Origin of the sequence: Aeromonas sp. JL9 (assembly GCF_024436075.1) — a bacterium.
Lineage (GTDB): Bacteria > Pseudomonadota > Gammaproteobacteria > Enterobacterales > Aeromonadaceae > Aeromonas > Aeromonas veronii.
In genome coordinates, this window is record NZ_JANFNV010000004.1 from 74,708 (window position 1) to 85,748 (window position 11,041).

The following is an 11,041-nucleotide window of genomic DNA, read 5'->3' on the forward strand; positions in this document are numbered from 1 at the left end:
ATTTAGAAGAGATAGCTCAATTGTGCACCAGCCAGCCAGGCATCCCCTTCAGAAGTGCCCTGGAAGGTGGAGGTCGTCATCGGATTACCCGGTTGCAGCTCCATTTTTTCAGTGACATCCACCTTTTTGCCATCGATCAGGGTCAGCCCCAGATCCACGGTCAGGTTGGGCGTGAACTGATACCCCATTCCCAGGCTGTACCAGAGGCGATCGGCATCCGGGATGGAGATGGTTCGACGATCGGCTGGCACCGGGCTGGCGTCATAGGCCACACCGGAGCGCAGTTGCCATTTGGGAGTGACCTGATAGGTCATCCCGATGGCGTAGCGCCAGCTATCTTCCCAGTGCTCATCCTTGATGTGCATGTTCTGCAAATTGTTGAGATCAGCTTCCAACTGAACGAATTTGCTCCAGTTGGTCCAGTTCAGGCTGCCGTGGAGAGCCAGCTTGTCAGTCAGCTGATGGAATGCAGCCAGTTCTGCGGTGGCGGGTAATGGCAGATCCAGACTGCCGGTATCTCTGATCTCGGTAACGGAGCCATCTGCATTGGGTCGGCCCACGATAGCATCTCCCGAGAGGGTCAAAGTGACATCGTGACGGTAGGATAGGCCAATTCGGGTTTGTTCGGACAACTCCAGCAAGGTGCCGACATTCCAGCCCCATGCCCAGCCATCCCCTTGCAAATGTTTTGCGATCAGGTTGCGAGAAGGGAAGGTGCCACCGACTTCGCCTTCGCCCTGAATAGCAGAGATCCCGGCACCAATTGACCACATCTCATTGATGCGATAGGCGAGTGAGGTACCCAGATCTATTGTCTTGATATCGGAGACATTGCCAAAGTGTCCCGCGCTGTAGTTATCCGGCATCTTGACGCCAAGACCGTAGTAAGAGGTCGCCGAGAAGCCGAGTCGCCACTGCTCGTTGAGTGGAATGATGAGATAGGCGTTGGGTACCCAGGCTGCTGCGGCGATATCGTGTGCACTGGCATCGGAGGTGACGATATCGGCTTTGGTCGGCAAGCGGGTGTTACCTTCAATATTGACGTCAGGACTGACATAGATGACTCCGCCAGAGAGCGCCATCTGATCGAAGCGGGTCATGGCTGCTGCATTGCGGGAGAGCACACTGGCGTTATCCGCGATGGCGGCCTCACCGGCAAAGGCGCGTCCCAGTCCTGTAGCGGACTGTTCAGCCAGCTGGAACCCGGCGGCATGAGTTTGACCCGCGATCACCAACAGGGCGATGGCGGACGGTTTGATGATGGGATGCATGGCAAAATCCTTGCTGTTACCCGAAGGTTCAATAGGTCATATGAATGGAGGCAGGATTTTATATGGTATGACCAGTAAGGCAACGGTAATGGCCAGTATCTGGATAAAACAAGATTAAATGCTGGAAGGATGCATTCTAATAGCTTGATTAAAAAAGAAAAACAAACAGGTGTGTGCTACATGTGTGCGCTGAAATGGCTACTTAGGACAAAAAAAGAGCGCCTGATGGCGCTCTTTCAATTCTATCAATAATCAGAACTTCATGTTGAACTGGGCAGAAGCCAGGAAGGCGTTGCCGTGGGAAGTGCCTTTCCAACGCAGGCTGTCGGAGTGGCTACGCAGACCTTCGTTGACGTCAACTTCTTTACCGTCCAGATAAGCCATACCAAAGTCAACGCTCATATCGGTGTTGATATGGTAGGTGGCACCGGCGCTGTACCAGATACGGTCTGAGTCGGGAATGCTCAGGCTGCGGTAGTCAGCTTCGATCGGGGTGTTGTCATAGGCAAAGCCCATGCGAGCTTCCCAGGCCGGGTTGATATACCAGGTACCGCCGATGGAGTAGCGAGTAGAATCTTTAAACTTCTCATCTTTTTGCAGACATACGCCGCCAGCACATTGGCTGCTGGTTGCTTTCAGCTCCTGGAAGGCGCTCCAGTCAGTCCAGTTTACAGAGTAATGAACAGCAAACTGTGGGCTCAGGCGATGGTAACCGGCGAACTCGGCTTGTGCAGGCAGATCCAGTTTCAGGTTGCCATCCACGGTGCGATTCAGTGAGCTTGCGCCTTGGAAATCACCATCAAAGCTCATATCGACTTGTGAACGGTAGGTCAGTGCAAAGCGATGGTTTTCATTGACTTCATACAGGGTACCAACGTTCCAGCCAAAGCCCCAGGTGTCGCCTTTCAGGTGAGCCAGACGAGTATCTGTCGGCAGCGGGCCACCTTGGCTAGGTGGGTTCAGCGGGCCCAGCAGACCGGCATAGCGGTTGAGTTCGGCGGCACCGTAAACGGCGTTGATACCAGCACCGACACTGAAGTGTTCGTTGATACGATAGGCAATGTTCGGGTTGATGTTGAAGGTCATCAACTCGGTATCACCTGCACCGGCACCAGCCGGGAAGGTTTTGGAGTATTCGGTGGAGAGGCCGTAGTTGGAGAAGATGCCAATACCCCAAGCCCACTGGTCATTCAGCGGCTGAATAAAGTAGGAGGCGGGAACGAAGGCTGCCGGAGCAATTCCACTTTCGCTGGCTGGAGCCATTTTGTTCGCACCAGCGTAAACAGCACCATCTACGTCCACATCCGGTTTGATGTAGGTGCCGGAGACAGAAACTGCCATCTTGTCGAAGGTGGTCATGGCAGCCGGGTTACGGGCCAGAACGGAGGCGTTGTCGGCGATAGCCGCTTCACCGGCATAGGCGCGACCCAGACCGGAGGCCGAGTGCTCGTTCAACTGGAATGCCGCGGCATGGACTTGACCGGTGGCCAGCGCGATGGTGGCGGCAATCAGGCTCTTCTTGAAAATAGTTGTCGTCATGGTGTTCTCTCTTGTAGGCAGATTTTTTTGCCGATATTGGCTGCACGTTCACTGCAAACCTCGACAAAATCCGTTTTTATTTCAGCTTCTTCCCAATCAATTCTGGCGTGATTCTATGGATCTGGTAGGAGGTAAGAAATCAGACCAGTGACAGCAGAATACATAAAAGTGATCGATGTGTTAATCATTTGTTTTAACTTGCTGTTTAATTCATCATTTTCAGGGTCTAAAGGTGGATTATTGACCTGGATTGCCGATCTCCGTCACAAAAATAATTTTGTCAATTTTTCGAAATCTTGAGGCAAATGAGTGACAAAGGGGAGTAATCAGGGGGGGAACAGGCAGCGGCTCGTGACCGCCGCCTGCTATTGAGGATGGATCTGAGGTTGTTAACCAGCGATGTTAAATGTCCCACTGCAGACGTGACTGCAGGGCGTTGGCAACGGGGGCAAGTGGCTCTTTCATCTCGCCAATCAGTACCATATTGGCGCCTTTGAGCTGGACTATCTCCCCTTTGAGGGTGCCATCTTCAAAGGTGGCCTGTTGCAGGGTTAATGGCACATGTTTGGGCACTAAAAAGAGAGTGACTGGCCCCATCTTTCCCTGGATCACCATGTGCAAGGCTGGTCCCTGATAAAACGAGCAGTGATTGACATAGGTCACCTTGAGCCCATCCATCCCGCTTAAGGTGGCGCCATACTTCTCCATCTTGGCATTTATGTTATGCAGATTGACCTGCTCATCGACACCTTCAATAAAGGGTTCTTCGCCATAGACATGAGCCATCGCAACCTGTGCGAGGGAGAGGGCCGCAGGAGCCGTTTCTGGCAGCGTGATCCAGCGGGTGCTCATTCCCAGCAGGAAGGCGACCGATGCAGCCAGGGCGATCTGGCGCCAGGATGTCGATGTCCGGAGCTTGACCGGTGCCGTGCCAAGGGGTCGGGATGGCGGCATCTCATCTTGCGCGTCACTGTCTTGCAGCATGGCTTGCCTGAGCAGGACCCGTTCGGCCAGTCCGGCGGGAACCTCTACCTGCATGGCGCGCTTGAGGCTTCTGTCGAACTGCTTCATCTCGTCGAGATAGTTCCGATTGGCCTGGCTGGCTTCAGCTGTTTTGAGAAAATCCGGTTGTTGATCGTTGGGCTGGATCATGGCATTGCGGCGAAATTCGAGTTCATCCATGTCCGTGTCCTCTTGCTTGGTTCTTCTGCTCCATCGCCTCCTTGATCTGGTTGCGGGCGCGAAACAGTCGGGTCATGACGGTGTTCTTGTTGAGGCCGAGCATCTCGGCAATCTCCTCACCACTGAATCCTCCCACGACTTGCAGCAGCAGTGGCTCCTGGTACTCCTCGGGCAACCGGGCGATGTGGCGGTGCAACCACTCGTTCTCCATCTCCTGTTCGCTGTGCAGCGCATCGTGCTGGGGTTGAGGGTGATCGTCGAGATCCACCAGTTCCAGCTGTTTGCGTTCAAAGCGGCGGGCGTTCTCCCGTCTGAGGATGGTGATCAGCCACCCTTTGGCCGCCTTGTCATCCTGCAGGGTGTCGATCGCCTTCCAGGCACGCAGGAAGGTCTCTTGCACCAGATCTTCCGCTACGTTGGGATCCCGGGTCAGCCAGTAGGCATATCGATAGAGATCGCCATGCAGCGCATGAACCAGTGCTTCAAATTTGGTTTGTTTGTCAGCCATGGGATCAGAGACCGGCGAAGTGGCCGGATCATTTCCACCAATATGCTGCTGAGCACGTTTTTTTCTAAAAAACAGCAGTGCCATAGGGCAATCCTTGTCAGGGGGCGTGGCGGCGGGAGCGGGAACTCCCGTGCGCCAGCAGGTAAATCAGGTGCGCAATACCGGCAACTTCATCTGCCCTGAGGGTACGCGCCAGAGCGCGCCACTCGATGGGCGGGCCAGCAGAGGGCCGTGCAAAACAGGCTCGCTCGAGTGCGGCGAGCCCGTTGCCGACCCGATTATGCCCAGCGTCAGGCAACTGGCCTAATTGATAATAGGAGACCTGCCAGCGCAAGGTCGCCCATCGGATCAGTGCCTTGCGACTGGCATCCGGCTGGTGTTGGGCAAGGGCACGTTGCAGTTGATAGAAGGCGCGCCAGCGGGGCCAGTGGCGCCATAGTGAACGCAGCGTTATGGCCAGCACAACCCACCAAAGGCTCTCTCGCAGTGCCACCTGCGATGTCTGCTGATCAGGTTGCCGATTTGTCGTTGCCTGAAACGTCAGCGTAATGGCGGGCAGGCTGGCCTGTTCAATCCGGCCGCTTTGGGTATTAAACCAGGGCAGATCAATGGGGGGCAGCTGATAGTCGCCGCTCTGCTCCGCAACCAGAGTCTGGCGCCACTGTCGCTCAAACAGCAGCTTGCCATCGCGGTAACGCTCCTGCTGTTGCTCGCCATCGGGATGTGCCTGTATGCCGTTTGGCAGTTGATGGGCCATCAGGGGGGCAAGCTGTATCTGGCCGCTGTCACCATTTTCCATGGTCAGGGTGAGGATCCGGATCAGCGGTTCACCCACTTCCCCCGTGGAGGCCGGTTCAAGCCGCTGACTCAGGGTCAGCCGGGTGGCCAGCGGCGTGGCGGGGGCCTTGTCGACCCGAACCTCGAGTGGTGCCGCGCGGGCCGAGAGTTTTTGCGGCTTGCCCCCTTGCTGCGTGAGCTGCCCTTGCAAGCGGGGCGAGTCGAGGTGCCAGAGCCCAGGCGCTTTTGCCTGAACGAGCCAGCTGCGGGTGAGCCTGCCGGGCAGACCTGCCTGAGCGGGGGCGATCCACTCGTCGCTACCGAGGCGACGGATGGTGAAGTGGGCGGAGCTGAGCTCGCTCAGCGCCGGGTTTTGCATACTGGTGGGCAGCCACAGTGTCAGCCGGTAGCTCACCGGCTGGCCGGGATAGAGCGGGCCCTGATGATCAAGGTTGGCCTGCATTTCGAGGGGCGAGAGGGCTGCGGGTTGCGGCAGCGCCGCTGTTTTCGCCTCTCTCAATGGCAGGGTGAGCGAGGGAGTGAACTCATTTCCCAGCTTGATCGGGGCAATAACCACCTTTGTATTAGCGGGTGAGTCGCTCTGGTGCAGCGGGATCTGCCAGCGAGTCAGTTGTTGTACCGGGGTCGTGACCCGGCTCATGGTCACTCTGCCCACTGCAAACTGGCGCAGTAGGGGGGTGATCTCCAGTTCGCTGCTCTGGCGCTCGCCATCCGCTTCGATGATCAGCAGCCAATCGCTGGGGTCAGCTCCCGGCAGCAGCTCTGCCCGGGGGGGCAGGGCCCAACCAAGTGGACTCGCCAGTGCGAGCAACAGTCCCCATCCTGCCCGCGTCACCAGGGCTCCTCCACCTTGATAAGATCCCGGCGCAGCGCCTCTTTGCGCAGTCGCTGCTCCAGCAGCAACACCGGGGGGGAGGGTGGCAGGGGCATTGCCGTCGCCTGCTGAGCTGCCGATGGCTCGGGCTGCTTGCTGTTGCTGGTATCGGGAGCGGCGACCGTACTGCCTTGCAACAGAGAGAGGTTATAGAGCGCATCTTCATGGCCGGGTTCAAGCGCCAGAGCGGCCAGATAGGCCTCTTTGGCGGCCGCAAACTCCCCCAGTTGCAACAGGGCATTGCCGCGGTTGTAGTGGGCGGTGGCGCTCGCTGCTTCCTGATAGGCTGAGATAGCTTGCCGGTAGGCACCAGCTCGATACCAGGCGTTGCCGCGCCAGACAGGATCGTTGAAGGTGCGGGCAGCCCGTTGAAAATCCCCCTCTTGATAAGCCTGCATCGCTTGCAGATCTCCCTTCTCTGCTGCTTGCAGATCTTGCGGCGCAAGCAGCTGAATTCCCACCATCAGCGCCACCATCAACCGGGCGCCGACTCTGGCCAGCAAGGCGAGCGGTAACAAGGGGATTAGCAACCAGGGGCCAAGATCCAGTGGCGCCGGGGTGAGGGCCGAGGTAGTGGTGGGCAGCGGTGCAAAGCGGGGGACATCACTGGCAAGCCACTGCAGCTCACCGCCGAGACGGTTGGCCAGTGCGGCAATGGCCTGACTATCGGGGGCGGGCAACTGCGCGGGCATGCGGGCGGCAAATCCCAACTCATTGGCCGGAATGGCGGGCATGGGGGCCGGTTGACCACTGCTGGCGAGCAGAATATCGAGGCGTGCCGACTGGGTGTCGCGGCAGAGAAGGCGTTGCTGGCAGGGCCACAGAGCAGCGATTTGGGTCATCTGATTCTGGGTGAGGTCGTCGGTGATCAACAGTAGACGGGCCTGCTCACCGGGGGCCAGCTGCTTCATGGCAAGTTCCACCGCCCGTGCCGGGTTGCTGCCCTGCAGCGGCATGATATCGGGGCGCAAGTCAGGCAGCAGCAGCGAAAGGGCCTGATGATCCCGGGTTGGCGGCATGGCGAGGTAGGCATCACCTGCGTAGAGGATCAGCGCAATACGTTCGCCCTTGGTGTGGCTCAGCAGCTGCTGCAACTGCCATCTGACCCGAGTCGCCCGATCCGGTTTGAGGTCGGTGGCGGTCATCGAGCGTGACAAGTCCAGCAGCCAGATATCGAGCGGTGCCGCAGGCTGCTGTTGCTGCTCACCGCGCAGTGCGGGACCACTCAGGGCCAAAATCACGGGCAGGGTTGCCAGCCAGAGCCAAGGGCGCTGAGGACGGGAGGCTGGCAGCAGATAAGCCTGCATAGCAGGTGCGAGCAGCGGGGGCTGGCGACGATGGCTCCACCCTTGCCAAAGCCAGGGGATGAGTGCGATCAGCCACAGGGGGCGGAGCAAGATCAGCTCCATCTGCGTGCGCCTCGTGCCAGCCAGTTACGCACCATGCGAAACTCTAGTCTGCCGTGCCCTGATGGCAGAAGCAGCAAGCCACAAAGCAGTGCCAACGGCCAGGGGTAGAGCTCGATCACCGGTTGGTACTGGGCAACGGGCATGGGGGCCGGTTCAAGGGCATTGAGGGTCGCGTTGATGGCCTCGAGATCGCTTTGGGTGCGTGCTCGAAAGTAACGCCCCTGGCCTGTCTGGGCCAGCGCTTGAAGAAGCGGCTCGTCCAGTTCGCTGCTGGGATCGGCCTGACCGCTGCCCACCTCATCGTAGGGTTGGATAAAGGTATCGGGATCGGCCCCGACCCCCAGCGTGTAGATCCGTATTCCCTGCGCTGCGGCGAGTTTGGCCTCCTGCAGTGGGTCGGCACTGCCTGCGGTATTGCGGCCATCAGTGACCAGCAGCAGGGCGGTGGGGCGACCAGGATCCCCATGCTGACGTGCCAGCTGGATTGCCTCGCCAAGGGCGGTGGTTCGGCCGACCAGATCAAAATCGAGCTCGTCGCTCAAGGTCAACAGCGCCGGGATCTCCTGAGTGAGGGGAGAGAGCAGATAGGCGTGATCGGCAAAGACGATGAGGCCCACCCTGTCTCCGGCACGTTTGGCGATCAGCGCCTTGATCTGCTGGCGCACCGCCGTCAGCCGTGCTTGCTGCTCGCCGTTGTCGAGCATATCCGGGGTACGCATGCTGTCTGACAGATCTACCGCCAGCAGCAGATCCCGACTCCCCTCATATTGGATCACCGGTTCCCCCCACCACTGGGGGCGGCAGAGGGCGAGGATAAGGGCGCACCAGAGCAGCATGGCGCGCCAGAGTGGCAATCCGGCCTGAGGACGCAGCAGCGCAAACCCGGGGTGAGCCAGATAGCCGCGGCGCAGGGGTGGCAAGCCGAAGCGCACCAGCAAGGGCAGCACCAGCGCCAGCGCAAACCAGGGCCAGGCCAGGATCATGGCTGCCTCCGCGCGGCTTTACGCTTCGAGCGGGGATAGCGTTGCAAGAAGAGGGTCTGACCCCAGCGGCGATAATGTTGCCGAAGCTGTTCGCTCTGCTCGCGAGTCGGGTTCTGGCTGCCATAGAGCCAACTGCTCCAGTGAGACGAGAACTGGCTGAAATCGCTGCCGCCGTGACGATCGACGAAGGCGAGCCACGCCTCTCCCTGCAGCTGGCGCGCCTCGGGCCAGCGTTGCAGTGCTTCATGACGCAGGGCCTCCTGTATGCGTGCCACCAGCAGCACCGGATCTCCCTCCAGCTGACGACACCAGCGGCGGTAACGTATCACCCTCTTGGCAATCAAGACGATCAGCAGCAGCAATAACGCTGTGATCAATAGCCACAATAGCGCCTGCACTCTGGGATCAAGACTCTGTTCAATCAGGTCCGGCCCCGGGTGGATGTCTCGCATCAGGGCGGCCAGCGGCGGAGTGATGGCGTCGGAGGCGGGACTGGCGCTGTCGAGTTCGGCGGGGGAGATCATCCCTGATGACATAACCCCTCCTGCCACTGCTGTTGCAGCGTCTGGCTGTTATCGAGCAGATAGAGACGCAGCACCAATGGCAACAGCAACTGCTTGCCGTGGGCTAGTTGCTTCTCGGCGACATGCCGGTAGCGCTGGGAGAAACCGGCATGGCCCCCATCCAGCCAGCCCTGATAGCGTTGCCCTGGCCGATCGATAGCCACTGGTAGCTGGCCGTCAGGGGGAAGGGATGCCTCAAGGGGATCGCGGATCTGCCAATAGTGAATATCGTGGCGCCGTGAGAGCAGCTGCAATTGCTGACAGAGCGCCGACTCGCAGGGTCTGTGATCTGTGATGATCGTCAGCTTGGCTCCGTGAGGCAGCTTCACGCCGGACAAGGTGTCGGCCAGAGAGTGAGAAAGCGCCCGGCGGGCCAGCCCTTGCTGATAGTGATGGCAGAGGGATTCGAGCAGGGGCAGCACGCTGCCGCGCTGGCTCTGGTGATGGGAGATAAGCCCGTGGCAGATCAGGGTGTTGTGCTGCTTCTCCCCTTGCCAGATCAAGGCTGCCGCCAGCTCGCAGGCGAGGCGCGCCTTGAGCTGCAGTGTGGAGCCGAAATACATGGCGGGAGAGAGATCGAGCAGCAGCCAGTGCGCCTGATCCAGCTCCTCGCTATAGAGGCGGGTATAGGGACGACCGAGGCGTGCGGTCACTCGCCAGTCGATATGGCGTACCTCGTCACCAGCCTGATAGGCGCGCAGCTCTCGAAACGTGAGTCCGGGAGATCGGCCCGGTTTGCCGCGTTCACTGCTGCTTCGGCCTGTTATCGGCTTAGCTCTGGCATTGGCCCAGAGCCGGATATTGAGCAGCCGTGGCAGTGACAGAGCGATGTCGGGATGCAGGCCGGGATCTAGGGGCATGGCACCTGATCCAGCAGTTGGGCGATCAGGATATCGTTGTCCAGATTGTCAGCCAGTGCCTGATAGCTGGGAATAAGGCGATGGCGTAGCACCGGATAAGCTTGCAGCTGGATATCTTCCGGCAGCACATAGTCACGCCCGGCAAGCCAGGCGCGGGCGCGGGCGGAGCGAGCCAGCCCCAGCGTAGCCCGAGGGCTGGCCCCCACGGCAATCAGCGGCTCAAGGGCGGGGCACTGGCCGCTGCCCGGGCGGGTGGCACAGACCAGCTCCACCAGATAGTGCTCCAGTCTGCTCTGCATGCTGACCGCCAGTACTTCGCTGCGGGCATGTTGCAAAGTGGTCTGGCTCAGGGTCACCGGCGCAGTGCCAAGCTGCTCGCCGCTGGCGTTAAGCTGCAAGATGGCGAGTTCCATGGTGGGGCTCGGGTAATCCACCATCAGCTTGAGCAAAAAACGGTCGAGCTGAGCCTCCGGCAGGGGATAGGTCCCCTCCTGCTCGATGGGGTTCTGGGTGGCGGCCACCATAAAGAGGGTTGGCAGTCGCCAGCTCTTTTTGCCTACTGTGATTTGATGTTCGGCCATGGCTTCCAGCAGCGCCGATTGCACCTTGGCGGGTGCCCGGTTGATCTCGTCCGCCAGCACCAGATGGTTGAAGAGGGGGCCGGGTTGGAATACAAAACTGGCATCTTGCGGGTGAAACACCTCGCTGCCGGTGAGATCGGCAGGAAGCAGGTCGGGGGTAAACTGGATACGGGCAAAGCGCCCTTCGACGGCGCCAGCGAGCGCTTTGACTGCGCGGGTTTTGGCAAGACCGGGAGCGCCTTCGATTAACACATGTCCTTCACATAACAGGGCAATCAGGAGCCCTTCTATTAGCTCCTCCTGCCCCAGGATCTGACTGCCAAGATAGTCCCTAAGTGCTCTGAACTCGGCCGCTGCCATGCGATAAACCCGTTGTTTTTATGGAAGTTGATCTTTTTATACTCCAGTTGCTCCCCAAGGGCGAGCAAAGGGGCCTTGCCGTGCTTAATTTAGTTTCAATCAGCTGTATGAAA

General features: G+C 59.2%; 10 protein-coding genes. All 10 read right to left on the minus strand.

Going from position 1 to position 11,041, the window contains the following annotated elements; all coding sequences use genetic code 11:
- Positions 1-2 precede the first annotated feature (2 nt).
- On the minus strand, positions 3-1,271 hold the full coding sequence (locus tag NOM06_RS04935; RefSeq protein ID WP_255910116.1) for an OmpP1/FadL family transporter: 1,269 nt from the start codon (positions 1,269-1,271) through the stop codon (positions 3-5).
- Positions 1,272-1,523: 252 nt separating this feature from the next.
- Positions 1,524-2,810: an outer membrane protein transport protein gene (locus NOM06_RS04940; protein ID WP_005333247.1), complete on the minus strand. Its 1,287-nt coding sequence runs from the start codon at positions 2,808-2,810 to the stop codon at positions 1,524-1,526.
- A 402-nt stretch (positions 2,811-3,212) separates the two neighbouring features.
- Entirely contained in the window at positions 3,213-3,992 is a 780-nt protein-coding gene (locus NOM06_RS04945) for a DUF3379 domain-containing protein (protein ID WP_255910118.1), read from the minus strand.
- A complete protein-coding gene (locus NOM06_RS04950) occupies positions 3,985-4,584 on the minus strand; it encodes a sigma-70 family RNA polymerase sigma factor (protein ID WP_005333245.1) in 600 nt (199 codons plus the stop codon). The genes NOM06_RS04945 and NOM06_RS04950 overlap by 8 nt, the downstream gene beginning before the upstream one ends.
- Positions 4,585-4,597: 13 nt before the next feature.
- Positions 4,598-6,109, minus strand: a complete 1,512-nt coding sequence (locus NOM06_RS04955; protein WP_305120737.1) for a hypothetical protein — start codon at positions 6,107-6,109, stop codon at positions 4,598-4,600.
- Between the two features lie 20 nt (positions 6,110-6,129).
- Positions 6,130-7,581, minus strand: a complete 1,452-nt coding sequence (locus NOM06_RS04960; RefSeq protein WP_255910131.1) for a VWA domain-containing protein — start codon at positions 7,579-7,581, stop codon at positions 6,130-6,132.
- Positions 7,572-8,564, minus strand: a complete 993-nt coding sequence (locus tag NOM06_RS04965) for a VWA domain-containing protein (RefSeq protein ID WP_255910133.1) — start codon at positions 8,562-8,564, stop codon at positions 7,572-7,574. The genes NOM06_RS04960 and NOM06_RS04965 overlap by 10 nt, the downstream gene beginning before the upstream one ends.
- Positions 8,561-9,100 carry a DUF4381 domain-containing protein gene (locus NOM06_RS04970; RefSeq protein ID WP_255910135.1) on the minus strand — a complete coding sequence of 180 codons (540 nt, stop codon included), beginning with the start codon at positions 9,098-9,100 and terminating at the stop codon, positions 8,561-8,563. The genes NOM06_RS04965 and NOM06_RS04970 overlap by 4 nt, the downstream gene beginning before the upstream one ends.
- Entirely contained in the window at positions 9,085-9,987 is a 903-nt protein-coding gene (locus NOM06_RS04975; protein ID WP_255910137.1) for a DUF58 domain-containing protein, read from the minus strand. The genes NOM06_RS04970 and NOM06_RS04975 overlap by 16 nt, the downstream gene beginning before the upstream one ends.
- Positions 9,978-10,928, minus strand: a complete 951-nt coding sequence (locus NOM06_RS04980; RefSeq protein ID WP_255910139.1) for a MoxR family ATPase — start codon at positions 10,926-10,928, stop codon at positions 9,978-9,980. The genes NOM06_RS04975 and NOM06_RS04980 overlap by 10 nt, the downstream gene beginning before the upstream one ends.
- Positions 10,929-11,041: the final 113 nt, after the last annotated feature.